We start from the raw sequence: 25,434 nt of genomic DNA, 5'->3' as shown, positions 1-25,434 counted from the left end.
CGTCAACTTACTCATCCTGCCCCCTTGACTCCGGTTCCGGAAGGGCTCCGTGATGTTTGCCACCGATTTGATCGATCATTTTTTCCGCCGATCCTCCGCCCGCCCCTCCACGCAGCCGGTAATCCAGCGCCGTACAGCGTCTGCCGGCGGAAACCGTGCGGACCGCCTGGCCGATCGCCTGCCGGGAGCCGACCAGTACGACGAGCTTCTTCGCCCTCGTCACAGCCGTGTACAGCAGGTTCCGCTGGAGCATCATCCAGGCGCTCTTGGTGACGGGGATGACGACGGCCGGATACTCGCTGCCCTGGGAGCGATGGATCGTCATGGCGTACGCGTGAGCCAGCTCGTCCAGCTCGTCGAAGTCGTACGGGATCTCCTCGTCCTCGTCGGTGAGGACCGTCAGCTGCTGTTCATCGAGGTCGAGCGAGGTGACGACGCCGACCGTGCCGTTGAAGACGCCGTTCTCCCCCTTGTCGTAGTTGTTTCGGATCTGGGTGACCTTGTCGCCGACCCGGAAGACCCGGCCCCCCATCCGCTTCTCGGGCAGGTCGGGACGGGCCGGGGTGATGGCCTGCTGCAGGAGTCCGTTGAGCGTGCCCGCGCCGGCCGGACCGCGGTGCATGGGGGCGAGAACCTGGACGTCACGCCTCGGGTCGAGGCCGAATTTGGCCGGAATGCGGCGGGCGGCGACGTCCACCGCGAGGACGCCCGCCTCCTCCGTCTCGTCCTCGACGAAGAGGAAGAAGTCGCTCAGGCCCTGAGTGAGCGGCGGCGTCCCGGAGTTGATCCGGTGGGCGTTGGTGACGACACCGGACTGCTGGGCCTGTCGGAAGATCGTCGTCAGCCGGACCGCGGGAACGGGTCCGCCCTCGGCGAGCAGATCGCGCAGCACCTCCCCCGCGCCGACCGACGGCAGCTGGTCGACATCCCCGACAAGCAGCAGATGGGCACCGGGTGCCACGGCTTTGAACAGCTTGTTGGCGAGCAGCAGATCGAGCATCGACGCCTCGTCGACGACGACGAGATCGGCGTCCAGCGGACGGTCCCGGTCGTAGGCCGCGTCCCCGCCCGGCTTCAGCTCCAGCAGCCGGTGCACGGTGGACGCCTCGGCGCCGGTCAGCTCGGACAGCCGTTTGGCGGCCCGCCCGGTGGGTGCGGCCAGAACGACCTTTGCGCGCTTGGCGCGGGCCAGCTCGACGATGGAGCGGACCGTGAACGACTTGCCGCAGCCGGGTCCGCCGGTCAGCACGGCGACCTTCCGGCTGAGCGCGAGCCGTACGGCCGCTTCCTGCTCGGCGGCGAGCGTCGCCCCGGTACGACCGGCGAGCCACGTCAACGCCTTGTCCCAGTCCACGTCCTGGAAGGCCGACAGCCGGTCCTCGGGGGTCCGCAGCAGCCTCTGCACCTGCGCGGCGAGAGCGACCTCGGCGCGGTGGAACGGTACGAGATAGAGGGCGGTGATCGGCTCGCCCCCCTCGGGCGACGGCACCTTCTCCCGTACGACGCCCTCCGGATCCTCGGCAAGTTCGGCGAGGCACTCGATGACCAGCCCCGTATCGACCTGGAGCAGCTTGACGGCGTCGGCGATCAGCCGCTCCTCAGGGAGGAAGCAGTGCCCCTGGTCGGTGGATTGCGACAGCGCGTACTGCAGCCCCGCCTTGACCCGCTCCGGACTGTCGTGCGGGATGCCGACCGCCTGCGCGATCTTGTCGGCGGTCAGAAAACCGATGCCCCAGACGTCTGCGGCCAGCCGGTAGGGCTGATTCTTGACGACGGAGATCGACGCGTCCTCGTACTTCTTGTAGATACGGACGGCGATGGAGGTGGAGACACCCACACCCTGCAGGAAAACCATCACCTCCTTGATCGCCTTCTGCTCCTCCCAGGCGGCGGCAATCATCTTCGTCCGCTTCGGCCCGAGCCCCGGAACCTCGACCAGCCGCTTCGGCTGCTGCTCGATGATGTCGAGCGTTTCGACACCGAAATGCGTCGTGATCCGGTCGGCCATCACCGGCCCGATGCCCTTGATCAGCCCGGAGCCGAGATAGCGGCGGATGCCCTGGATGGTGGCGGGCAGGACGGTCGTGTAGTTCTCCACGGTGAACTGCTTGCCGTACTGGGAGTGCGAGCTCCAGCGCCCCTCCATCCGCAGCGACTCGCCGACCTGCGCACCCAGCAGCGAACCGACGACCGTCAGCAGATCACCCGCGCCCCGACCCGTGTCGACGCGGGCGACCGTGTACCCGTTCTCCTCGTTCGCGTACGTGATGCGCTCCAGCACACCTTCGAGGACGGCCATGTTGGACATGGCTCGACGGTATCGGTCGCCACCGACACTCCACACGCCCGGTCACGGACCCAGCGCATCCAGCCGCGCGCCCGACGGGGCCGCTGCCATGTCACCGCGACGGCCCCGCCGGCAGACACAGCGAAAGCCCCGGCGGAGGTGACCAAGACAGCCAGATTGGGCAGGACATTGCCGAAATCGCCAGGGCGGACTTGGCCGGGTGGTCTCCATCCTCGGCCCGGCCCCCACATGATCATGTGATGTTAGGCTGACGGCCATCCGGCAGATGGACAGTCCCCATGGGAATGGGGTCAGTGACGGGCGCCGTGTGGCGCCGCTGGTTGGGAGTGACCTACCCAAATGCGCCCACTGCAGGATCTCGGCCTCTCCATGACAGCTGAGACTGCCTACCTCACACTCGTGGAGCACGGTCCGCTGACCCCGGCGAAGCTCGCCGGTCAGCTGGCGCGGGCCGGATCGTCTGCCGAAGGGCTGCACCACGCGGTCGAAGAGCTCGCCGCCATCGGATTGGTGTCCCGCACGGATGACAGGCTGGCCGCCCAGCCCCCTCGCGCAGTGCTGGAAGCCATAGCCGAGCGGCGCGCACGAGAGGCCCGGATCGCCCACGAGAGTGCGACGCTCCTCTCGCGTTTCTGGCTCGACCACACCTCGGGCTCGAGCTACATCGAGGTCGTCGACACCTCCCACAGCCCTGACGTGATCCAGCAACGGGTCCACAACGAGGCAGTGGCAGAGGTGCGCGCGCTGTCGATCGGGCCGGTGGGCGGAGGTGATCGTGTGCCGGAGGTCGACAGCGGAGCCTTGGACGCCCTGGCCCGCGGGGTCGCCTACCGAGTGGTGTACAGCGTCGACATCCTGCAGGAGCCCAAGGCCTTGGAGGCGGCGCACGCGTGCGTCGACCGCGGGGAGCAGGCCCGGGTCTTTCCCGACCTCGCGATGAATCTGCTCCTCTGTGACGATCGTCTGGCCGTGTTGTCCGTCGCCGCGCCGGACCGCTCGGGACACCACAGCGTCATCGTCCAGCCATCAGGCCTGCTGGATGGGCTGATCGGAGTCTTCAAGTCGTACTGGCGGATAGCCGTCCCGCTTCCTCGGGCCGGCGAGCCCACCGAGGGCTGGGCCCGTCCGACGAACGAGGCGCGGCAACTCCTGGGCTACCTCAGCGCCGGGCTCACCGATGAGTCGATCGCCCGTGAGCTCGGGGTGAGTGAACGGACCGTCACCCGACGCGTCGCCCGCCTGCAGGAGGTACTCGGTACCCAGACCCGGTTCCAGCTCGGTGTCCAGGCCAGCCGCCAAGGCTGGCTCTGAACGGTCCTTTGAACCGTCGCCCAGGCCGGAGGCCGCTGCCTCACCCGCACACCCGGTGGTCTGCACCTTTCTGCGCTCTGGTGTCGACGACATCGCCCACACGTGACGGGCGCGTGGGGCGGGCCGGCAGAGGGATCCGGCCCGCCTCATGCGGATCTTCGGCCGATCGAGGGAGCGCGTCCTGCGGTCGACCTGCAGCGTCAGCCGGCGTCCGGCTTGACCAGGTCGGAAAGCTTGGCCTCGAACCGCCCGGCGAACGTGAGCGACGGCAGGATGCGGCCCTGGTTCGCCGCGTCGTTGGCCACGCTCGCCGCCCAACTTGACGCAGCGAGCCGCTGGTTCGGCGTGCCGTGATGGCCCGGGTTGTCGAAGCCGCAGTCGCCTACCTCGTAGAACGACTGCTCAGAGCCCAGAAGACGCTTGGTGTTCAGCGCTTCGCCGCGGGCGTGGGTCAGGTAGTACGTCCCGAACGCGTCGGCCATGAGCTCCGTACGGCGGGTGGCCTCGGCCCAGGTCAGGTCGCTCACGAACAGATCCTTCTCGTACTGCACGTGGTGGCCGAACTCGTGGGCCTCGATCGCCCGCGGCGCGACATCGCCCAGACCCACGGCCTTCATGCCCTGCAGGATGCCGTCACCCATGACGATCCGGTCGGAGACGCCTGTCGGTTCCGGGTCACGCTTCTCGCTGTAGGCGAAGGCGTTGAAGGAGAAGATCGGGTTGGCGCCGCCCTTCAGGATCGGTTCCATGTCGACGATCTCGAGGAACATCTCGGCCAGGTCGAGCTGGGACTCCGGCGTCCCGCCGTACAGCACGGAGAGCGTGCGAGCAACCCGCTCGGGGCTGGAGAAGACATCGGCCCCGTGCAGGGGTACCAGCTGGATGTCCGCCGAGTTGATGTCCCAGAACCGCTTGAGGTTCTTCATCTCGGAGGTGAGCTCCTGCGTGTACTCACCGTTGGCACCGAACTTGTTGGACTTCGACTCCGTGCCGAAGATCAGCGCGTCGTAGGTCGGGAGGTTGAAACCATCGAAGATCGAGAGCATGAAGATGGCGAAGGGGTCCTCGGCGCCCACGAGGAGAGAGCGGGCCCAGGTCTTGAGCTCAGTCGACGGGCACTGGTAGTCGTCGGGATTGATCAGGCTGTCGCGCAGCTCGCTCCACTGCGAATCGTCAATGCCGTACTTCGCGGCAGCAGCCTTGGAGCGGGACTGCCAGTCGGCGGGCAACTTCGCCAGCATCTTGTCGGCAAGGACTTTGAGCCGCGGAGGCAACGTGGAGGTGTCGATGGCCGACTGGAGCGACTGACTGCTGGCGGTCGCGGTCCCCGTCGCGTCAGCGGCGTGCGCGGGGAGCGCCACACCAACAGCACAGGTCGCGGCGATCGCCAGGCTGACCGCCATGGAGAGGGTCTTCTTCACAGGGACTCCTTTTCGAAGGTGCCTGCAAGGACGAGCAGGCGGGCCCAGTGTGTAGGCCCAGTGACCCTGTGGTGAATGGATGGTGACTGTCCGAAACCAGCATTGTCTAGAAGCAGACAACCCGCGCTCGGCGATGCGCGCCGGACGGAGTGAGGCCGTGTCGTCTTGGTTTCTGCACGTTGCGGGCCCTGGCGTGAGCGGCGGGTGAGGCCCTCGGGCCTGTCGACGCAGCACCCTCCGCCGCGCTCGCACATCCACCTCCCGCCCCCACGCTTGCCTCAGCAACGCTCTACGCCCCGGACACCGAGGGTGAGATCGCGTACTACGCGAAGATCAGCGGCGGCCACCCCTGCCCGCGAGGGTCCGCGCGGCGTCGTCCGGCACCGGGTCGACGACGACCGGACTCACGACGAGGCCTTCACCCGCCATCTCCGTCGAGACTGCCTCCGCAGGCTCCCCCAGGCCGCTTTTCGAATGGGCCCAACACACTCTCATTACACCGTGCATTTTATTCATCACGCGGCTCGAATAGAGGGTTTTCCGTTTGACGGAGGCAATACACCCTTGTCCGTTTTGTGACGCTTTAATACTTCTGTCGTGTGACGTGGGCGATATGGTGTGCGTCACCATGATACGACTTAGTAGGGCAAAGAGGTCGCCTTGTCGCCCGTTAGCGGCCATTTCGGACATGCTGTCGGTTCCTTGTACGTACCTCGATAGTAATGAGGCTCATTGACCGAAACTTAAGCCCCGTTTAAAACTTCTTGGCATCCCGACGGAAGAGGTAATTTCCGATGCAGATCTCCGCGATGTCCAAGAAGTTCGCTCACCTGACCCAGACCAAGAAGGTTTCGCTGGGTATGGTCGCCGCCGGCGCCGCAGTCGTCGCCGGTTCTCTCGTCAGCGCTCCGGCCGCCTCCGCCGCCGCCCCCGCCCGGTCCGGCGGCAGCGTCAGCACATGGATCAACCAGTCACTGGAGATCATGCGGGCGCAGGGCATCCCGGGCTCCTACAACGGCATCTACAAGAACCTGATGCGCGAGTCCGCCGGCAACCCGAACGCCATCAACAACTGGGACTCGAATGCCGCCAAGGGCATCCCGTCCAAGGGCCTGCTCCAGGTCATAGACCCGACCTTCAAGGCGTACCACGTCCCCGGCACCTCGTGGAACATCTACGACCCGGTCGCCAACATCACCGCCGCCTGCAACTACGCAGCCCACCGCTACGGCTCGATCGACAACGTCAACTCGGCCTACTGATCAGCCGGCGGCGACGCCGATCTCGACGGCCACCGGCCTCGAACAGCTCTTCCGCGCAGTGAACCGCACGCCGTTCCCCCGGCACCACAGATCTCGGGCGTAAGCACCTCAAGATCTGCACGGGGGAACGGCGTGTGCCGCGTCCGGTGTGCTGGCAGATCGAGCTGACGACTGGGGGCCACAGCCCCTCAGCTGTGGCGCGGGAGACGAAATGGGGTCCGGTCAGAAGACCGGACCCCCTCGCTTTCCCCCTCCATCAGGGCTTCCCGATCCCCCCGGATCCCTCCCGGAAGCGCCCGACGCAAGGTACGACCCGGCAAGGCGGCAAAGGGTTGTACGCCTTTGCTTTCTCTTTGCCCGGGCGTCCGGTGCCCGCTCTCAGCAGGCGTGCTCGGCGTACCGCGCCGCGACCTCCGCGAGGACTTCGGCGCCGTCGCGCGCCCACAGGTCCTCGTTGAAGATCTCCACCTCGATCGGTCCGTCGAAGCCGGCGGCCTCGACCATCTCGCGGAACGCGTGGAAGTCGACGCTCCCGTCGCCGAGTTGGCCCCGTCCGACAAGTACGCCGGCAGGGAGCGGGGTGATCCAGTCCGCCAGCTGGAACGAGTGGATACGGCCGCCCGCCCCCGCCCTCGCGATCTGCGCGGCCGCCTGGTCGTCCCACCAGATGTGGTACGTGTCGACGACCACGCCGACCTGCTCCGCCGGGAATCGCTCCGCGATGTCCAGGGCCTGGGACAGGGTGGAGACGACGCAGCGGTCCGAGGCGAACATCGGGTGCAGCGGTTCGATCGCCAGGCGTACGCCGCGTTCCCGCGCGTACGGGCCCAGCTCGGCAAGCGCTTCCGCGATACGTTCGCGAGCGCCGTGGAGATCGCGGCTGCCGGGCGGGAGGCCGCCGGACACCAGGACCAGGGTGTCGGTGAACAGGGCCGCCGCCTCGTCGATCGCGGCGCGGTTGTCGTCCAGGGCGCGGGCCCGTTCGGCCGGGTCGAGCGCGGTGAAGAAGCCGCCCCGGCAGAGGCTGGTGACGGTCAGGCCGGCGTCCTTCAGGAGCTGCGCGGTGCGCTCGATTCCGTATTCCTGGACAGGTGCCCGCCACAGGCCGACCTTGTCGATGCCCGCCTTGACGCAGCCCTCGGCGAGCTCGGGCAGCGACCACTGCTTGATGGTCTCCTGGTTGATGCTCAGGCGCGACAGATCCGTCACCGGACACCTCCGTTGACCGTGAGCAGGGCGCGCATCCGGGATTCGGCCAGCTCCGGGTCGGGGAACAGGCCCAGCCGGTCGGCGAGTTCGTACGCCTTCGCCAGGTGGGGCAGTGAGCGGGCGGACTGGAGGCCGCCGACCATCGTGAAGTGGTCCTGGTGACCGGCCAGCCAGGCGAGGAAGACCACGCCCGTCTTGTAGAAGCGGGTGGGAGCCTGGAAGAGGTGCCGGGACAGCTCGACCGTGGGGTCGAGGAGTTCGCGGAAGCCCTTCACATCTCCGGTGTCCAGGACGCGTACCGCGTGGGCGGCCAGTGGGCCGAGCGGGTCGAAGATGCCGAGCAGGGCATGGCTGAAGCCCTGGCCGTCGCCCGCGATCAGCTCCGGGTAGTTGAAGTCGTCGCCGGTGTAGCAGCGGACCCCGCCGGGAAGGCGGCGGCGTACGTCGATCTCGCGCTCGGCGTCGAGGAGCGAGATCTTGATGCCGTCGACCTTGTCGGGGTGTTCGGCGATGACCTTCAGGAAGGTGTCGGTGGCGGCGTCGAGGTCCGACGAGCCCCAGTAGCCCTCCAGCGCGGGGTCGAACATCGGGCCGAGCCAGTGCAGGACGACCGGCTCCGAGGCCTGGCGCAGCAGGTGTGCGTACGTCTCCAGATAGTCCTCGGGGCCGTTCGCCGCGGCGGCGAGGGCGCGGGACGCCATCAGAATGGCCTGGGCACCGCTCTCCTCGACGAGGGCGAGCTGTTCCTCGTACGCGGCCTTCACCTCGGCGAGCGTGGCGGGCCCTGCGGGGAGCTGGTCGGTGCCGACCCCGCACGCGATCCGGCCGCCGACCGCCTTCGCCTCGGCGGCGGAGCGGCGGATGAGTTCGGCGGCACCGGCCCAGTCCAGGCCCATGCCGCGCTGGGCGGTGTCCATGGCTTCGGCGACGCCGAGGCCGTGCGACCACAGGTGGCGGCGGAAGGCGAGGGTGGCGTCCCAGTCGACGGCCGCGGGATCGTCGGGGCTGATGTCGGCGTACGGGTCGGCGACGACATGAGCGGCGGAGAAGACCGTACGGGAGGCGAGCGGAGCCCCGGCCGGTGCAAGGTCGAGCGGGGTGGTGCGGGGTTCGTACGGGCCCTGCGGGAGATGGATCGTCACCGGATTTCTCCCAGGATGCCCCGGGCTTCAGCCCGGGGAGGAATGGGTCCTTGGAACGCCGCGAAGCGGCGGAGTTCTCTGTACATCTGCTCTGACCTGCGCTTTCGGTTGATTGTCAGTGGGCGGGGTTAAGGTCTCGATCATGACGACGGCGCAGGAAACGGCTGAGGGGTCGGCACGCCCGGTACACCTTCCGTCTGCGTGTGTCGTCCACTGCCCGCACGGCCTTGAGTACCGAGTGGGCGCGGTGTCGGTGGGTGTGGAACGAGTGCGTGCTGACCGTGGTGTGGTCGCGGGATCTTCCGGCCGACCCGTCCAGCGTGCGCGTGTACCGCGATGCCGTCGGGCACTGGTACGTCGGCTTCGTCGTGGAGACCGAGGGGGAGCCGTTGCCCACCACGGGCAGGGTGATAGGCATCGACTGGGGTGTGAAGGAGACCGCGACCACCACCTCCGACACCCATGACCTGCCTCACGCGCAGCACGGCAAGAAGGCCCAGGCGAAGCTGACCCGCTATGACCGGATGATGGCCCGGCGCAAGCCGAAGAAGGGGCAGGCCGCATCGAAGGGCTACCGGCATGCGAAGAACCTGCGGGCCAAGCTCTACAAGAAGGTCGCCAACCAGCGGCAGGACACCGCCCGTAAGTGGGCCAAGACCGTGGTCCGCGACCACGACGCCCTTGCCGTGGAGGATTTCCGGCCGAAGTTCCTCGCCAAGTCCACCATGGCCCGTAAAGCGGCCGACGCAGCAATCGGCACGACCAAGCGCGCCCTGATCGAGATGGGCCGCAAGCACGGCCGCGCCGTGCACCTTGTCCACCCAGCGCACACCACCATGGACTGCGCGCAGTGCGGAGCGAGAGCCAAGCACGCACTCCCCCTCTCGGAACGAACGTATACGTGCACCGCGTGCGGAGCGGTGTCCTCCAGGGACAAGAACTCCGCCCGCGTGATGCTCGTCCGGGCTGGTCTCAACCCGGCTAGTGCTGATCTTGTAAGCCCTGCCACCTGCTAGGTGTCGGGCGAAGTGAGCTAGGAGTCCCCCTCGTTCACGAGGGGGAGGAGTCAAAGCGTCAGCTCCGGTACGTCCAGGCGTCGCCCCTCGGCGGATGACTTGAGGCCGAGCTCGGCGAGCTGGACACCGCGGGCGCCGGCCATCAGGTCCCAGGTGTACGGCTCGTCGAGCACGATGTGGCGGAGGAAGAGCTCCCACTGGGCTTTGAAGCCGTTGTCGAAGACGGCGTTGTCGGGGACTTCCTGCCACTGGTCGCGGAACGACTCGGTGACCGGGAGGTCGGGGTTCCAGACCGGCTTGGGGGTGGCCGAGCGGTGCTGGGTGCGGCAGTTGCGCAGCCCGGCGACGGCGGAGCCGTGCGTTCCGTCGACCTGGAACTCGACGAGTTCGTCGCGGTTGACGCGGACGGCCCAGGAGGAGTTGATCTGGGCGACGGCGCCACCGGCCAGCTCGAAGATGCCGTAGGCGGCGTCGTCGGCGGTGGCGGCGTACGGCTTGCCCTGCTCGTCCCAGCGCTGCGGGATGTGCGTCCGGACGTGCGCCTGAACGGTCTTGACCTGGCCGAACAGCTCGTGGAGCACATACTCCCAGTGCGGGAACATGTCGACGACGATGCCGCCGCCGTCCTCGGCACGGTAGTTCCAGGAGGGGCGCTGGGCCTCCTGCCAGTCGCCCTCGAAGACCCAGTAGCCGAACTCGCCGCGCACGGAGAGGATCTCGCCGAAGAAGCCGCTGTCGATGAGGCGCTTCAGCTTCAACAGGCCCGGCAGGAAGATCTTGTCCTGGACGACGCCGTGCTTGATCCCGGCGTCCTTGGCGAGGCGGGCCAGCTCCAGGGCGCCCTCGACGTCCGTGGCGGAGGGCTTCTCGGTGTAGACGTGCTTTCCCGCGGCGATCGCCTTCTTGATCGCTTCGACGCGGGCCGAGGTGACCTGGGCGTCGAAGTAGATGTCGATGCGCTCGTCCGCGAGGACCGCGTCGAGGTCGGTCGACCACTCGGTCAGACCGTGCCGGTCTGCGAGTTCCTCCAGCGCGTGGGCGCGGCGGCCGACGAGGACGGGCTCGGGCCACAGCACCTCGCCGCCGCCGAGGTCGAGGCCGCCCTGCTCGCGGATCGCGAGGATCGAGCGCACCAGGTGCTGCCGGTATCCCATGCGACCCGTGACGCCGTTCATGGCGATGCGCACTGTCCTGCGTGTCACGAAGTTTCCTCCATACAGCCGTAGCAAGCGCTTTCTATGCGGTATGACGCTAGCCTGCCGACAGCGGCCCGGACAAGAGGGCTCCGTCCAAAACCCTCGGAGGAAGCGATGACAGTCACCCTCGCGGACGTGGCGGCTCGCGCCCGGGTGTCGCCCGCCACCGTGTCCCGTGTGCTCAACGGCAACTACCCGGTGGCGGCGTCCACCCGGGAGCGGGTGCTGCGCGCGGTCGACGACCTGGACTACGTGCTCAACGGACCGGCCAGCTCGCTCGCCGCCGCCACGTCCGACCTGGTCGGCATCCTGGTCAACGACATCGCCGACCCGTTCTTCGGGATCATGGCCGGGGCGGCGCAGACCGAGATCGGCGGGCCGGGCGACGGCTCCGGGCGGGCCGGGGGCGAGAAGCTCGCCGTCGTCTGCAACACCGGCGGCTCCCCCGCACGCGAACTCACCTACCTCACCCTGCTCCAGCGTCAGCGCGCCGCGGCCGTCATTCTCACCGGTGGCGCGGTGGAGGACCCGGCGCACCAGGGGGCGATGGCGGCGAAGCTGGCGAAACTCGCGGATGCCGGGACCAGGGTGGTGCTGTGCGGACGGCCCCCGCTGCCCGAGGGCGAAGCGGTCGTGGCGGCGCTCGCCTTCGACAACCGGGGCGGCGGCCGGCGCCTCACCGAACATCTGCTGTCGCTCGGCCACCGGCGGATCGGCTATGTCGCGGGCCCGATGGAGCGGACGACGACGCGCCACCGGCTGGAAGGGCACCGCGACGCGATGGCGGCGGCGGGCCTGTACGGGGACGACGCGACCACGGAAGGGCGCCTCGCAGATGCCGCGGACGAGGATCGCCTCACCGTGCACGGCCCGTACGACCGCCGGTCAGGTTACGACGCGACGCTCGAACTCCTGCGCCGCGAACCGGAGATGACCGCGATCGTCGCCGCCAACGACACCGTGGCCCTGGGCGCGAGCGCGGCGATCCGGGACCGCGGTCTGCGTATCCCCGAGGACATCTCCGTGGCCGGTTTCGACGACCTGCCGTTCTCGGTGGACGCGGTCCCGGCCCTGACGACCGTACGACTGCCGCTGTTCGAGGCGGGGGCGCGGGCCGGCCGGCTGGCGATGGGCAGGGAGACGCCGCCGCCCGGAGGCATCGCGACCATCGCGGCGGAGCTGATGGTGCGGGGGTCGACGGCGCCGCCGCGGAAGTGACGCGGCCGGGTTCCGCTCCCCGGTCCGTGGTACCCCTACCGCGTGCCATGGGCCGATGATGTGCGGGCCGCTGTCCGGTCCGTACGGCGCAGGGGCAGGTACCGACGGAAGGAACACGCACGTGAAGCTCGCTTTCTCGACCCTCGGAGTACCGGGGATGCCGATCGCCGACGTCATCCGGCTGGCCGTCGACCACGGCTACCAGGGGGTGGAGCTGCGCGCCCACCCCGAGGAGCCGGTGCACCCGGGGCTCTCCTCGGCCGAACGCGCCGACGTGGCCGAGGAGTTCAAGAAGGGCGGCGTCGAGATCCTGACCGTCGCCGGGTACGTCCGGGTTGCCGCCGAGGGGGACGACCAGCCGGTGCTGGACGAGCTCGCCGGGCTGGTGGAGCTGGCGCGGGATCTGGGCGCCCTCCACGTCCGGGTCTTCCCCGGTGGCGGCGGGCTGGACCCGGAGGTGGCCGATGCGAACGCCGCCCGCCGGCTGGGCGCCGCCGCCCCCTACGCCGCCGACCTGGGCGTACGGATCCTGCTGGAGACCCATGACTCGCACCGGGCCGGTGCCGATGTGGCCCGGATCGCAGGGACGGTCGGGCACCGGCAGGTCGGTGCGCTGTGGGACATCATGCACACCTGGCTGGCGGGCGAGGAGCCGGCCGCGAGCCATGCGGTGCTCGCCCCGCACCTGGGATACGTACAGGTCAAGGACATCGCATCGGCGGAGGACACCGAACCCTTGGCGCTCGGGGCCGGGGTGCTGCCGCTGGGTGCCTGTCTGGACACGCTGGACGCGGACAGCTGGGTCTGCTGGGAGTACGAGAAGCGCTGGCACCCGGACGCGGCCGAGCTGCCGGGACTGCTGAGCGCGGGGCGCGAGCACCTGCTCCGCCTGGGCGCGCCCGAGCAGTAGGGGCCGGCCCGGGTTCGCAGGAGCTCAGGTGCGCGCGGGCTGCGGTTCCGGCGTCTTTGCCGCCGCGGCCCGCGTCCGCCGCGTCCCCGCCAGTGACGTGAGTGCCACCCCGCCCACCAGCAGCGCCGCGGCGCACCACCGCAACGGGCTCACCGACTCACCGAGGAACAGCGCGGCCGAGGACATCCCGAAGACCGGGACGAGCAGGGTGAACGGGGCCACGGACGACGCCGGGTGGTGGCGCAGCAGGAAACCCCACGCCCCGAAGCCGAAGACCGTGGTGATCCAGGCGACGTAGACGATGATGCCGGCGCCGCTCCAGTCCAGTGCGGCCAGCGCGTCGGCGTCGCGGCCCCAGCCCTCGAAGAGGAGGGAGAGACCGAGCAGCGGCAGGACGGGCACGGTCGAGACCCACACCATGAAGTTGAGGGAGTCGGGCGGGGCGGCCTTGCGGGTCAGGACGTTCGACACGCCCCAGCAGGCCGCTGCCGCGATCACCAGCACGAAGGCGAGCACGGGGCCGCCCGCGCCCTCGTCCACCGCCGCGACCCCGATACCGGCCAGCGCGATCCCCATCCCCAACACTCGTACTCCGCCCGGCCGTTCGCCGAGCGCCACGGCCGCGAAGAGGGCCGTGAAGACTGCCTGGACCTGGAGCACCAGGGAGGAGAGACCGGCGGGCATTCCACGGTCCATACCGATGAACAGCAGACCGAACTTGGCCACGCCCAGGACCAGCCCGACGCCCACGATCCACTTCCACGCGACCTTGGGCCGCCCGACGAAGAAGACCGCGGGCAGCGCCGCGACCAGGAAGCGCAGGGCGGAGAAGAGCAGCGGCGGGAAGTGCCCGAGGCCGACCTCGATGACGACGAAATTGACACCCCAGACGGCGGCCACCAGGGCGGCCAGGGCGATGTGAAGGGGACGCATGGAGTGAGGATCGCCCGCCGGGACCATGTAGCACCAGCGCGGATTTCTTCATGGTGGAATTGAGCGTCGCTAATGAATCAGGAAGGTCCGGGAGGTTCCGGTGCTCGATCTGTCCCGGCTGCGCGCACTGCACGCCATCTCCGTCCACGGGTCCGTGGCGGGCGCCGCCGCCGCGCTCGGCTACACCCCGTCGGCAGTCTCCCAGCAGATCACGAAGCTGGAGCGGGAGACCCGTACGACGCTGCTGGAGCGGCGCGGGCGCGGTGTCGCGCTCACCGAGGAGGCACTGCATCTCGCCGCCACCGCCCAGCAGTTGCTCGCGATCGTGGAGCGCGCCGAGACGACGCTGGAGGAGCGCCGGGGGCTGCCGACGGGACGGCTGTCGATCGGCGCCTTCGCGTCCGCGGCGCGCGGTCTGCTGCCCGGCGTGCTGGCCGAGCTGGACCGGGACCACCCTGCCCTGGACGTGCGGCTGACCGAGGTCGACCCTCATCTGTCGGTCGATCTGGTGGCCAAGGGCGTGATCGACCTCGCTGTCGCGCACGACTGGGACATCGCACCGCTGCCCGCCCCCGAGGGCATCGCGCAGGCGGTGATCGGTGACGACCGGTGCGATCTGCTGGTGCCGCAGGGGCATCGCCTCGCCGGGCGGGACTCGGTGCGGCGCGAGGAGCTGGCGAAGGAGCGGTGGATCTGCCAGCCGCCGGGGACGGTCTGTCACGACTGGCTCGTACGGACGCTGCGAGCGGCGGGTTACGAACCGGACATCCGGCACCAGGCGGAGGAGAACCACACCCAACTGGCGTTGCTCGCCGCCGGTCTCGGGGTCGCGATGATCCCGCGGCTGGGGCGGGGACCGCTGCCGGCGGGAGTGGTGGCGGTGCCGCTGGACCCCGTACCGGTGCGGCGGCTGTACGCGCTGTGGCGCACGGAGGCGGCCCGGCGGCCCGCGATCACCGTGGCGGTGGAATCGCTTCAGGCGCGGGGGGCGGGGGCGGGCTTGGGGAGCCGCAGGGCGTCGGGGGCCCCCTCCCTGTCGCAGGGAAGGCCGTAAGGGACCGGGGGGGGCTTCCCCGGTGCGGCCTGCGGCCACGCACCCGCCTCGGTCACCGGACGAGCCGAGCCGGATCACACGTCGCCGAGCCGATTATCGGACCGCCCCCTTGACTGGAAGTTACTTTCTAGATATTCGTGCCCCTTGGAAGTTACTTTCACCGCCCCCCTCTCCCCTGAGTACGGCCGAAGGAGCACACGTGCACCACCGCACCTCCAGACGGACCCTCCTCACCGCAACCGCCGTGACCGCCGCAGCGGTTGCGACCGGAGCGGTCTCCGCCCCCGGGGCATTCGCCTCCTCCGCGTCCACCACCAAGCGCCTCAAGCAGCTCATCTCCCGGATGAGCCTGGAGGAGAAGGTCGGCCAGCTCTTCGTGATGCGGGTGTACGGGCACTCCGCCACCGAGCCCGACCAGGCCGACATCAACGCGAACATGGCCGAGATCGGGGTCCGTACCGCCGCCGAGATGATCGCCAAGTACCACGTCGGCGGCATCATCTACTTCGCCTGGGCGCACAACACCCGCGACCCGCACCAGATCGCCGACCTCTCCAACGGCATCCAGCGCGCCGGTCTCGCCGGTCCCACTCCGCTGCCGCTCCTGATCTCCACCGACCAGGAGCACGGCATCGTCTGCCGCGTCGGCGAGCCCGCCACGCTGATGCCGGGTGCGATGGCGCTCGGTGCGGGCGGTTCGCGTTCCGACGCACGCCGGGCCGGGCAGATCGCGGGCGCCGAGCTCGCCGCGATCGGCATCAACCAGAACTACGCCCCGGACTCCGACGTCAACGTCAACCCGGCCAACCCGGTGATCGGCGTACGGTCCTTCGGCGCCGATCCGCAGGCCGTGGCGGGTATGGTCGCCGCGCAGGTGAAGGGGTATCAGAGCGCCGGGATCGCCTCGACGGCCAAGCACTTCCCGGGCCACGGCGACACCAACACCGACAGCCACTCCGGTCTGCCCTACATCCACCACTCCCGCGACCAGTGGGAGGAGCTGGACGCGCCGCCGTTCCGCGCCGCGATCGCCGCGGGCATCGACGCGATCATGACCGCGCACATCGTCGTCCCCGCGCTCGACCCCGCCGAGGACCCGGCGACCCTGTCCCGGCCGATCCTCACCGGCATCCTGCGCGAGGAGCTCGGTTACGACGGTGTCGTGGTCACCGACTCGCTCGGCATGGAGGGGGTGCGCACGAAGTACGGCGACGACCGCGTGCCCGTCCTCGCCCTGCAGGCGGGTGTGGACCAGCTGCTGAACCCGCCGAGCCTCGACGTCTCCTGGAACGCCGTTCTGGCGGCCGTGAAGAGCGGCGAGATCAGCGAGGCCAGGATCGATGAATCGATCCTGCGCATCCTGCGGCTGAAGGCGAAGCTGGGGCTCTTCGACGACCCGTTCGTCAGCCACGAGGGCGTGGACCGTGCCGTCGGCACCCGGTCGCACCTCGCCGCCGCCGACCGGATCGCCGAGCACACCACCACGTTGCTGGCCAACACCGGTGCGGTGCTGCCGCTGTCCCGCCGCTCCCACAAGAACCTCCTCGTGGTCGGCGCCGATCCCGCCTCCCCGTCCGGCACCACCGGACCGCCGACCACCACCCTCGCCGGCGCCTTCACCGAACTGGGGTACGCGGCGACCGCGCTGTCCACCGGCACCGCGCCCACCCAGGCGAAGATCGCCGAGGCGGTGGCGGCCGCGCAGGGCAAGGACGCGGTGATCGTGGGGACGTACAACGTCTCGGCGACCAGCTCCCAGCGCACCCTGGTCAGCGCCCTCGTGGCGACCGGAGTCCCGGTGATCACGATCGCGATCCGGAACCCGTACGACATCGCCCGCCTGCCCGCCCACGCGGCGAGCCTGGCGGCGTACTCCTGGACGGATGTCGAACTGCGCGCCGCGGCCCGGGTGATCGCGGGCCAGGCCAAGCCGGAGGGCCGACTGCCGGTGCCGGTGCAACAGGCGGACGATCCGACGCAGGTGCTGTACCCGGTCGGCTACGGCCTGACGTACTGACCGGACGGGCTACGCGCGCGTGCCGGGCCCGAACCGCACGGTTCGGACCCGGCACGCATCACACCGGTCGGCCTGCTACGGGCGCAGCGCGGGGCCCTGCCTGCGCTCGTTCGTCACGTCCCGCTTGTCGAGCCGCGCGTCGTACGGCGCGAGCGGCTTCGCCTTGGCCGGGTCCGACTGTACAGCGGCCGGGGCGACGCCCGCCCAGCGCAGGATGTCGGCGGTCGCCTTCGCCTTCTCGTCGGCGGCGAGACCGGCCACGTTGGAACCGTGGTTGCCGCCGGCCACCGTGTAGACGTAGCTGTCCTGGGCGCCGTTGCCGAGGCGGAAGGGCTCCGCACCCCACGGGTCGTTCTCCCCGTACACCCACATCATCCGGGTGGCGTTGTGCCTCACCCAGGTGTCGACGTCCCGCATCGCCGACGGCTGGAACTTCATCGGGATGGAGCTCGGCACGAAGGTGCGCGGCGGCTGGTACCCGTAGCGGCTGAGATTGCCGAGCCACGGCTGCTTGATGTCCGGCGAGCCGAGCTGGGTGCCCGCCTGGTAGTAGTACGGCGTGTACCTCTCCAGGCCCTGGTCCGCGTAGGCGGAGAAGCCCGAGATGTCGTCGATCGAGTCCCAGATCGCCTGGTCGGGTGCGGTCTTGGCATCGGCGGGGATGGTGTCGCAGTCGGAGAGCAGGCTGTACTGCCAGTACGCCCAGACGTAGTCCATGACGACGGCTTCGTACGCCTTGTCGAGGGATCCGACGGTGTTGAAGGTGTAGCCGTTCGTCTCGGCGTACTCCTTGTACTTCTTCTCCAGCGGCTCGCGGCGGATCAGCGCCTCGCGCTGCACACCCTCGAGCCGGTCGCGGCACTCCTTCGTGCCGACGTTCTCGAAGAACCGGTCGTACGCCGAGTCCTCCTTGTTGACCACGTCGTTCGGCGCGACGTACGCGACGACGCCGTCCATGTCATTCGGGTAGAAGCGCTCGAAGTACGTGGCGGTCATGCCGCCCTTGGAACCGCCGGTGCTCAGCCAGTTCTCGGAGTAGATCTGCTTCAGCGCGGTGAAGACGCGGTGCTGGTCGCTGGCCGCCTGCCAGATGTCGAGCTTCGACCAGTCGGCGGGGGCGGGGCGGGACGGGGTGAAGAAGCGGTACTCCAGCGAGACCTGGTTGCCGTCGACGATCCGGGTCGGCTCGGAGCGGCTGGGGTTCGTGGAGACGTTGTATCCGCTGGTGTAGAAGACCGTCGGGCGCGACGTGTCCTTGTGCAGCAGGGTGATGCGCTGCTGGAACGTGCCCTTGGACGGCTGCCGGTGGTCGATCGGCTGAGTGTAGTTGAGAACGAAGTAGCGGTAGCCCGCGTACGGCTTCTCCTCGATCAGACTCATCCCGGGTATGGCCAGGATGCGGTCCTTGATGTCCGCGGTCGCATCGGCGGACCGGTCGGACCCGGCGGACCGGATCGCGGTCGCGTCCGCGGCACTGGCCGCACCGACCGAGGCACCCGTCGCGCTCACCGTGCCTATGAGCACCGCGAGCGAAAGGAAACCTCTGAGCGCCTTGCGCATGCACCCTCCATGGGGAATTCACCTGGATTCACAAGATTGATCGCGAATCTAGCGGTGCAACACCCGGCTGAACAGACCCTCTTGTCACATCGTCAGAAGTATCAGCAGAGTATCCAGCCCGTGGCGCCGGATTTTCCGGCGACCGAACCCGCGGCCCGGACACATCGGTGCAGCGCGTGGACGGTCACCCGGCCGGTCTGCTTGGTATACCTGCCGCTGCCGGTGACGGGCCGGCCGCCGCGCGCCTGGATCATGACGGACATCTTGCGGCGCGGGCCCGACTTCTTCGCGACCGTGATCGCGCAGGCGTAGGAACGGCTCTTGTAGACCCGCACCTCACCCGTGGAGAACGTCACCGTCTTCGCGAGCCGCCCTCCGCAGGACGATGCGGCGTCGGCGCTGCCGGCCCCAGGGCCGCCGAGCACCAGCCCGACGGCGGTCACCAGTGCCAGGACGAACACCTGGACCAGTGCCCGTCGTCCGGTGCCGCCGTCTCCGGCGGTTTCCCCATGCCTGTCTCCCAGCAGTTCCCTCACCCCATCGAACACTCGCGCCCCCGCCCGGCTCATACGCGTACATGCGTACGACGCGAAGGGCCATCCGAAGGTTGCATACGGCGCGCTCCGCATCCCGCGCAACCGAACCTCCACAGCGTGGGTCAAACAGGGCAGAGCCATATGAAAGGTAGGAACTGCCGTGATCCAACTCCGCAATGCGCCCAGCCCGCTCGGCCGCGGCACCGCCGGCCGCACCCTTCTCGTGACCGCTCTCCTCGCCGCCGCCTCAGTGGTCCCGGCCGCCGCTGCCGCGCCGCAGGCCCCGGCGCCCTCGACGCAGCTGCGCAGCACCCACGTCACCCCCGCCCATCAGCAGGTCGCCCACTTCTACGGCGCCTACATCGACGCTCGCACGGCCGGGGGCGGCAGCAGGCTCGCCACCGCCCTCCGGTCCTTCTACCTGACGCCGGGTCTCCGCTCGCAGCTGCGCACCTGGGAGGCACGCAACCACGCGGACGGGGTGCTCCGCGCCCAGAACACACCGCTCGCCCTCAAGGTCACCGCGGGCGACAGCGGCGTCGGTCACACCTGGTCGAAGGTGCGGCTGACCTGGAGCGGCGGCAAGCACCCCCGGTACACCTATCTGACCGTCCAGTCGGACCTGCAGACCGGCAAGATCTCCGGCATCCGCTGAGACCTGCGGTTGAGAGTGCCCGGCAGCAGGCTTCGCGGCGTCGCGGGCTGCCTGCTGCCGGGCACTCTCAGACTCCCGCGGGCTCGTCCTCCCCGATGAAGGTGCGCCACAGCACGGCGTAATGCCCGTCCCCGGCGAGGAGTTCGTCATGCGTGCCGTCCTCGACGACCCGGCCATGGTCCATCACCACGACCCGGTCGGCGCGGGCGGCCGTGGTCAGCCGGTGGGCGACGACGAGAGTGGTGCGCCGGCCGGTCAGCCGGTCGGTCGCCTGGTTGACCAGGGCCTCGCTGGCGAGGTCCAGGGAGGCGGTCGCCTCGTCGAGCAGCAGGATGTCGGGGTCGACGAGTTCGGCGCGGGCGAGTGCGATCAGCTGGCGCTGGCCGGCCGAGAGGTTGCGGCCCCGCTCGGCGACCTCGTGCAGATAGCCGCCGTCCAGCGTCGCGATCATGTCGTGGGCGCCGACCGCCCGGGCCGCCGCCTCCACCTGTGCGTCGGTGGCGTCCGGCTGCCCGTACGCGATGGCGTCCCGGACCGTACCCGCGAAGAGGTACGCCTCCTGCGGTACGACTCCGAGCCGGTGCCGGTACGCGGTGAGGCCGAGGCGGCGCAGATCGGTGCCGTCCGCCGTGATCCGCCCGCCCGTCGGGTCGTAGAACCGGGCGACGAGCTTGACCAGGGTGGACTTCCCGGCGCCGGTCTCCCCGACGAAGGCGACGGTCTGCCCGGCCGGGATCCGCAGGGTGATGCCGGTGAGTGCCTCTTCCTCGTCGTCGCCGGAGCCGTACGCGAAGGTCACGTCCTCGAACGCGATCTCGCCGCGCAGCGACAGCACGTCCAGCGGCTCCTCGGAGTCGGCGGTGGAGGTCGGCTCCCGGAGGAGTTCCTGGATGCGGCCGAGGGAGACCGTGGCCTGCTGGTAGCCGTCGAAGACCTGCGAGAGCTGCTGCACGGGCGCGAAGAACAGGTCGATGTAGAGGAGATACGCCACGAGGGCGCCGGTGGTGAGCGTGCCGTTGTCGACGCGGCCCGCGCCGACGATCAGTACGGCGGCCGCGGCCACCGACGACAGCAGCTGCACGAACGGGAAGTACACCGAGATCAGCCACTGGCCGCGCACCCGGGCCTCGCGGTAGTGGTCGCTGCGTTCGGCGAACCGTTCCGCGCCGTCCTTCTCGCGGCGGAACGCCTGCACGATCCGGAGCCCGGAGACGGACTCCTGGAGGTCGGCGTTGACGGCGCTGATCCGCTCCCGGGCCAGCTCGTACGCCTTGACGCTCTTGCGGCGGAAGAAGAACGTACCGATGACCAGCACCGGCAGGGTCGCGAAGACGACGAGCGCCAGCTGGACGTCGAGGACGAGCAGCACGACCATGATGCCGAAGAACGTGACGGCGGAGACGAAGGCCGTGACCAGACCGGTCTGCAGGAACGTGGACAGCGCGTCCACGTCCGTCGTCATCCGGGTCATGATGCGGCCGGTGAGCTCGCGCTCGTAGTAGTCGAGACCGAGCCGCTGGAGCTGCGCGAAGATCTTCAGCCGGAGCGAGTAGAGCACCCGCTCTCCGGTGCGGCCCGTCATCCGGGTCTCGCCGATCTGCGCCGCCCACTGCACCAGCACGACGAGCAGGGCGAGCGCGGACGCCGCCCAGACCGCACCGGTCGCCATCCGCGTGACGCCCTGGTCGATGCCGTGCCGGATCAGTACGGGCAGGAGCAGGCTCATGCCCGCGTCGACGGCGACGAGCGCCAGGCTGACCGCCAGCGGAAGCCCGAAGCCGTGCAGCAGCCGGCGCAGCCCGTACGACTCCTCACGCCGGACGGCGCGTGCCTCGTCGATCCCGGGGGTGTCGGTGGCCGGGGGAAGCGCCTCGACCTGGGCGAGCAGCTCGGGCGTGGCGGGCATGCCGGCCGCGCCGGTGTCGCGGGGCTCCTCCTTGCGGACCCAGAGTCCGGGGCTGATGCCGCGCTCGGCGTCGAAATCGGCTTCCAGATCCTCCTGGAGTGCCCGGTCGTCCTCGACGGCCGTGTCGGTCTTCACCGGCTGGTGGCCCGGGGAGGTGCCGCCCAGCTCGTCCGGGTCGGTGAGCAGACGCCGGTAGAGGGCGGAGCGGCGCTCCAGCTCCTCGTGCGTGCCGATGTCGGCGAGCCGGCCATTTTCGAGTACGGCGATGCGGTCGGCGAGGCCGAGGGTGGAGCGGCGGTGGGCGATGAGGAGGGTCGTCCGCCCCTCCATGACCCGGGCGAGGGCCTCGTGGATCTCGTGCTCGACGCGGGCGTCGACGGCGGATGTGGCGTCGTCGAGGAGGAGCAGCCGGGGGTCGGTGAGGATGGCGCGGGCGAGCGCGACGCGCTGGCGCTGGCCGCCGGAGAGGGTGAGCCCGTGCTCGCCGACCTTGGTGTCGTAGCCGTTCGGCAGATCGGCGATGAACCGGTCCGCCTGGGCGGCGCGGGCGGCCTGCTCGATCTGTTCCTGGGTGGCGTCCGGGTGCCCGTAGGCGATGTTGGCGCGGACCGTGTCGGAGAAGAGGAAGCTGTCCTCCGGTACGAGGCCGATGGCGGCCCGCAGCGAGTCCTGGGTGAGCTCCCGGACGTCGTGGCCGCCGACCAGGACGGCGCCGTGCGCCACGTCGTAGAAGCGGGGCAGGAGGAGGGAGACGGTGGACTTCCCGCTGCCGGAGGCGCCGACGACGGCCACGGTCTCGCCGGGCTCGATGGTCAGCGAGAACCCGTCGAGCACCGGCCGCTCGGGGTCGTATCCGAACCGCACGTCGTCGAACTCGACGCTCGCCGGGGCGTCGGCGGGGAGCTCCACCGTGCCGTCCTTCATGGTCGGCTCGGTGTCGATCAGCTCGATGACACGCTCCACACCGGCGCGGGCCTGCTGACCGACGGTGAGGACCATGGCGAGCATCCGGACCGGCCCGACGAGCTGGGCGAGGTAGGTCGAGAACGCGACGAACGTACCGAGGGTGATCTCGCCGCGGGTGGCGAGCCAGCCGCCGAGCGCCAGCATCGCAACCTGGCCCAGCGCGGGGACGGCCTGGAGGGCGGGGGTGTACCTGGAGTTCAGCCGGATCGTGCGCAGCCGCCCGGCGAACAGCTTCCGCCCGACCTCGCGGAGCTTCCCGGTCTCCTGCTCCTCCTGCCCGAACCCCTTGACGACCCGGACCCCGGAGACGGCTCCGTCGACGACTTCGGCGACGGCGGCGGCCTGCCCCTGGGCGTACCAGGTGGCGGGGAAGAGCCGGGAGCGGGAGCGGCGGGCGATGAGCCAGAGCGCGGGGGCGACGGCGATCGCGATCAAAGTCAGCAGCGGTGAGAGCCACGCCATGATCACCAGGGAGATGAGGAACAGCAGCACGTTCCCGATCGTCATCGGGAGCATGAACAGCAGCCCCTGGATCAGCTGCAGGTCACTGGTGGCGCGCCCGACGACCTGCCCGGTGGACAGCTCGTCCTGCCGCTTCCCGTCGAGCCGGGTGAGCGTCCGGTACATGTCGGTGCGCAGATCGTGCTGTACGTCGAGGGCGAGCCGGCCGCCGTAGTAACGGCGGATGTACGTCGATACGTACACCAGCACGGCGGTGGCGATCAGGAGGCCGGTCCAGACGCCGAGGGAACGCGTGTGGTTGCCGACGACATCGTCGATGATCACCTTGGTGATCAGCGGGACGACTGCCAGCACGGCCATCCCGGCGAGCGACGAACCGAGCGCCAGCAGGACATTGCGCCGGTAGCGCCATGCGTAACCGCCCAGTCGCCGCGCCCAGCCCTGCTGTGCCGCGTCCGTGTCCCCGACCGTCACCGGTGCCTCCCGTTCGACCTCGTCTACCGGAAGGCACCAACGCGATCAGCTGCGGATTTCATCCCGCCGTCACAAAGACGGTCCCAACGGAGTAGGACCGGCGTACGTCGTCCGACGGAGCGCATCTGGGGGCGGGGGGCGCGGCTCAGAGCCTGTCGGGTGACCTCTGATCGGATAGCGGACGCGGTCTGGTGCGTGCGATTCCAAGGCGGAGGAGGGAGTCAACGCGGAGCGTTGGTGACTGACGACAACGCGGGAAGCGTGCGTGCCAGGGCGTGGCCGCCCGGTCGGAGGTCACCCGACAGGCTCTCATCGGCGCGCTACGACCTGGGCGTCGCCGTCAGCATCGGCACGGCGGGGGCTTCCGGCACCGCCGGGACCGCCTCCTGCGGCGCGGCCGGCGGGGCGACGGTCGTCCCGGTCACGGCCGCCGGGTTCAGGTCCTTGTGGATGGCGCGGGCGACGGCCTGGATGGTGTTGATGCCCTCGTTCATCGTCTTGTTGTCCTGCGTGAGCACGGTGATGCCGTAGTCGTGCCCCTTCCCGGTGAACGCACCGATGCTGTGCACCCGCCAGCCGTGCGTGGCACGCGGCAGCCAGCCGTTCTTGACCTGGACGGTCACCCCGGACGGGGCTCCGGCGGGCGTTCCCCAGCGCTGCGAGGAGATGACCTTGCGCATCAGGCCGAGTTCGTACGCACGCGCGTTGTCGCTGAGTACGGAGTTCTTGGCGGTCAGCAGCGTCAGCAGCCGCAGCTCGTCCTGCGCGGTGATCTGGGTCAGCCCCCAGTAGCCACCGGAGCCGGGCACGGTGTGCGTCATGCCCGCGGCGGTCAGGAACGCCTTCACCTTGGACACGCCGAGCTGCTTCCACAGGCTGGTGGTCGCATTGTTGTCGGACTTGGTGATCATGGCGGTGGAGAGGTTGATCTCGCGCTGGGTGAGATAGCGATTGTGCCTCTTGTTGTCCCAGAGCAGCGTCGCGAGGACGGTCGCCTTCACGACGCTCGCGGAGTCGTACCTGCTCGTGGACCGCATCGTGCAGGACGTCTTGGTGGTCCGGTCGTAGAGCGCGATCGCCGTGGTCGAGTTGCGCCCCTTGAGCGCGGCGGTGATGTCGGTCGACAGCTTGGCGGCGAGTCCCGCCTTGCCTGAGGTGCATGTCACGACCGGCGTCGCGGCTGCGGCGGGCGTGGCTGCGAGGGTCACGGGCGCGAGCACGCCTGCGGCGAGCGTGACGGCGAGCGCGGTGCGCGCGCGGCGGGATGTACGAGGCTGGTCCGTCATGAGACGTGTCCCCCTGAGTGATCTGTGCGGTGTGCCCCCTGCACACCTGTCAGGGATGACTCACGACTGGTCGAAAAGTTGTACGGCTGGTCCGGACTGGCGTTCCCGGCCCCGAAGACGCGGGTAGAGATGGCTTCCGTGAGCGGCCCGGGGAGGGACCATGCCTAACGATCGACCGAGCGACGCATATCGCTGTGGGCAGTTGTACGCGGCGCTGGAAGCGCTGCAGACCCTCGCCGATGTCGACTTCCGCTCGCTGTCGCGCCCGGAGTCGAGGCAGAAGGCCGCCAGGAGACCCCGTCCCGAAATGCAGCCACGCCTGTGGGAGTCCGGCCGGTATCTGGACAAGGCACGGATGAAGGGCCGCGGCCCGGCAGCCGGCGCCGTCTTCCGGTCGATCCCGGGCCTGATGCCCTCGACCAGGCACTTGCCTGACACCCTGTCCGATGACCAGCAGAAGGAGTTCGAGCACGGTCGGCAGGCGCAGGTGGAAGCGATCGGCGAGGAGTCCGCCGATCGCTGAACCACCTGCGCACCACCACGGCGAGCGTGCGTGCCGGACGCCGCCCGGCAGGCGGGACTTTCGGAAAAC

General features: G+C 69.6%; 19 protein-coding genes. 9 read left to right on the top strand and 10 right to left on the bottom strand.

Annotation, left to right across the window (positions count from 1 at the left end; genetic code table 11):
- Positions 1 to 7: 7 nt before the first annotated feature.
- Positions 8 to 2,308 (bottom strand): ATP-dependent RecD-like DNA helicase, encoded by a 2,301-nt coding sequence (locus ACNPQM_RS08660; protein WP_418083532.1) that lies wholly within the window; start codon positions 2,306 to 2,308, stop codon positions 8 to 10.
- A gap of 369 nt (positions 2,309 to 2,677) precedes the next feature.
- Between ACNPQM_RS08660 and ACNPQM_RS08655 the strand changes: the two genes are divergently transcribed.
- The gene (locus ACNPQM_RS08655) at positions 2,678 to 3,619 is read left to right on the top strand and encodes a LuxR C-terminal-related transcriptional regulator (RefSeq protein ID WP_418083531.1); all 942 of its coding nucleotides are present in this window, start codon (positions 2,678 to 2,680) and stop codon (positions 3,617 to 3,619) included.
- 200 nt (positions 3,620 to 3,819) lie between these two features.
- Here ACNPQM_RS08655 and ACNPQM_RS08650 read toward each other — a convergent pair whose 3' ends face one another.
- A complete protein-coding gene (locus ACNPQM_RS08650; RefSeq protein WP_418083530.1) occupies positions 3,820 to 5,040 on the bottom strand; it encodes a hypothetical protein in 1,221 nt (406 codons plus the stop codon).
- A 794-nt stretch (positions 5,041 to 5,834) separates the two neighbouring features.
- Between ACNPQM_RS08650 and ACNPQM_RS08645 the strand changes: the two genes are divergently transcribed.
- Entirely contained in the window at positions 5,835 to 6,302 is a 468-nt protein-coding gene (locus ACNPQM_RS08645; protein ID WP_358860690.1) for a transglycosylase SLT domain-containing protein, read from the top strand.
- A 378-nt stretch (positions 6,303 to 6,680) separates the two neighbouring features.
- Here ACNPQM_RS08645 and ACNPQM_RS08640 read toward each other — a convergent pair whose 3' ends face one another.
- Positions 6,681 to 7,511 carry a sugar phosphate isomerase/epimerase family protein gene (locus ACNPQM_RS08640; protein ID WP_418083529.1) on the bottom strand — a complete coding sequence of 277 codons (831 nt, stop codon included), beginning with the start codon at positions 7,509 to 7,511 and terminating at the stop codon, positions 6,681 to 6,683.
- Positions 7,508 to 8,653: a dihydrodipicolinate synthase family protein gene (locus ACNPQM_RS08635; RefSeq protein ID WP_418083528.1), complete on the bottom strand. Its 1,146-nt coding sequence runs from the start codon at positions 8,651 to 8,653 to the stop codon at positions 7,508 to 7,510. Before ACNPQM_RS08635 ends, ACNPQM_RS08640 begins: the two co-directional genes overlap by 4 nt.
- A gap of 164 nt (positions 8,654 to 8,817) precedes the next feature.
- Here ACNPQM_RS08635 and ACNPQM_RS08630 point away from each other — a divergent pair, with 164 nt between their 5' ends.
- Complete coding sequence (locus tag ACNPQM_RS08630) at positions 8,818 to 9,669, top strand: RNA-guided endonuclease InsQ/TnpB family protein (RefSeq protein WP_418083615.1); 852 nt, start codon at positions 8,818 to 8,820, stop codon at positions 9,667 to 9,669.
- A 50-nt stretch (positions 9,670 to 9,719) separates the two neighbouring features.
- On the opposite strand, the gene ACNPQM_RS08625 is transcribed toward ACNPQM_RS08630, so the two are convergent.
- Positions 9,720 to 10,871: a Gfo/Idh/MocA family protein gene (locus ACNPQM_RS08625; protein WP_418083527.1), complete on the bottom strand. Its 1,152-nt coding sequence runs from the start codon at positions 10,869 to 10,871 to the stop codon at positions 9,720 to 9,722.
- A 108-nt stretch (positions 10,872 to 10,979) separates the two neighbouring features.
- Here ACNPQM_RS08625 and ACNPQM_RS08620 point away from each other — a divergent pair, with 108 nt between their 5' ends.
- Both ACNPQM_RS08620 and ACNPQM_RS08615 read left to right on the top strand, forming a co-directional pair.
- Positions 10,980 to 12,083 carry a LacI family DNA-binding transcriptional regulator gene (locus ACNPQM_RS08620; protein WP_418083526.1) on the top strand — a complete coding sequence of 368 codons (1,104 nt, stop codon included), beginning with the start codon at positions 10,980 to 10,982 and terminating at the stop codon, positions 12,081 to 12,083.
- A 121-nt stretch (positions 12,084 to 12,204) separates the two neighbouring features.
- Positions 12,205 to 12,993 (top strand): sugar phosphate isomerase/epimerase family protein, encoded by a 789-nt coding sequence (locus tag ACNPQM_RS08615; protein WP_418083525.1) that lies wholly within the window; start codon positions 12,205 to 12,207, stop codon positions 12,991 to 12,993.
- Positions 12,994 to 13,017: 24 nt separating this feature from the next.
- On the opposite strand, the gene ACNPQM_RS08610 is transcribed toward ACNPQM_RS08615, so the two are convergent.
- Positions 13,018 to 13,926 (bottom strand): EamA family transporter, encoded by a 909-nt coding sequence (locus ACNPQM_RS08610; RefSeq protein ID WP_418083524.1) that lies wholly within the window; start codon positions 13,924 to 13,926, stop codon positions 13,018 to 13,020.
- Positions 13,927 to 14,026: 100 nt separating this feature from the next.
- On the opposite strand from ACNPQM_RS08610, the gene ACNPQM_RS08605 reads away from it, so the two are divergent.
- Both ACNPQM_RS08605 and ACNPQM_RS08600 read left to right on the top strand, forming a co-directional pair.
- Positions 14,027 to 14,980 (top strand): LysR family transcriptional regulator, encoded by a 954-nt coding sequence (locus tag ACNPQM_RS08605; RefSeq protein WP_418083523.1) that lies wholly within the window; start codon positions 14,027 to 14,029, stop codon positions 14,978 to 14,980.
- A 199-nt stretch (positions 14,981 to 15,179) separates the two neighbouring features.
- Positions 15,180 to 16,997: a glycoside hydrolase family 3 protein gene (locus ACNPQM_RS08600; protein ID WP_418083522.1), complete on the top strand. Its 1,818-nt coding sequence runs from the start codon at positions 15,180 to 15,182 to the stop codon at positions 16,995 to 16,997.
- Between the two features lie 75 nt (positions 16,998 to 17,072).
- Here ACNPQM_RS08600 and ACNPQM_RS08595 read toward each other — a convergent pair whose 3' ends face one another.
- The gene (locus ACNPQM_RS08595; protein ID WP_418083521.1) at positions 17,073 to 18,557 is read right to left on the bottom strand and encodes a S28 family serine protease; all 1,485 of its coding nucleotides are present in this window, start codon (positions 18,555 to 18,557) and stop codon (positions 17,073 to 17,075) included.
- Positions 18,558 to 18,658: 101 nt separating this feature from the next.
- The gene (locus ACNPQM_RS08590; RefSeq protein WP_418083520.1) at positions 18,659 to 19,105 is read right to left on the bottom strand and encodes a hypothetical protein; all 447 of its coding nucleotides are present in this window, start codon (positions 19,103 to 19,105) and stop codon (positions 18,659 to 18,661) included.
- Between the two features lie 148 nt (positions 19,106 to 19,253).
- Here ACNPQM_RS08590 and ACNPQM_RS08585 point away from each other — a divergent pair, with 148 nt between their 5' ends.
- Positions 19,254 to 19,748: a hypothetical protein gene (locus tag ACNPQM_RS08585; protein WP_418083519.1), complete on the top strand. Its 495-nt coding sequence runs from the start codon at positions 19,254 to 19,256 to the stop codon at positions 19,746 to 19,748.
- A gap of 67 nt (positions 19,749 to 19,815) precedes the next feature.
- Here the strand turns inward: ACNPQM_RS08585 and ACNPQM_RS08580 are convergent, their stop codons facing one another.
- The gene (locus tag ACNPQM_RS08580) at positions 19,816 to 23,556 is read right to left on the bottom strand and encodes an ABC transporter ATP-binding protein (RefSeq protein ID WP_418083518.1); all 3,741 of its coding nucleotides are present in this window, start codon (positions 23,554 to 23,556) and stop codon (positions 19,816 to 19,818) included.
- A gap of 320 nt (positions 23,557 to 23,876) precedes the next feature.
- Positions 23,877 to 24,842 carry a serine hydrolase gene (locus tag ACNPQM_RS08575; protein ID WP_418083517.1) on the bottom strand — a complete coding sequence of 322 codons (966 nt, stop codon included), beginning with the start codon at positions 24,840 to 24,842 and terminating at the stop codon, positions 23,877 to 23,879.
- Positions 24,843 to 25,002: 160 nt separating this feature from the next.
- On the opposite strand from ACNPQM_RS08575, the gene ACNPQM_RS08570 reads away from it, so the two are divergent.
- The gene (locus ACNPQM_RS08570) at positions 25,003 to 25,365 is read left to right on the top strand and encodes a hypothetical protein (RefSeq protein ID WP_418083516.1); all 363 of its coding nucleotides are present in this window, start codon (positions 25,003 to 25,005) and stop codon (positions 25,363 to 25,365) included.
- Positions 25,366 to 25,434: the final 69 nt, after the last annotated feature.

This window comes from Streptomyces sp. NPDC056231 (assembly GCF_048270745.1).
Lineage (GTDB): Bacteria > Actinomycetota > Actinomycetes > Streptomycetales > Streptomycetaceae > Streptomyces.
The sequence above is the reverse complement of the archived record's forward strand: the minus strand, read 5'-3'. Positions and strand labels throughout refer to the sequence as shown.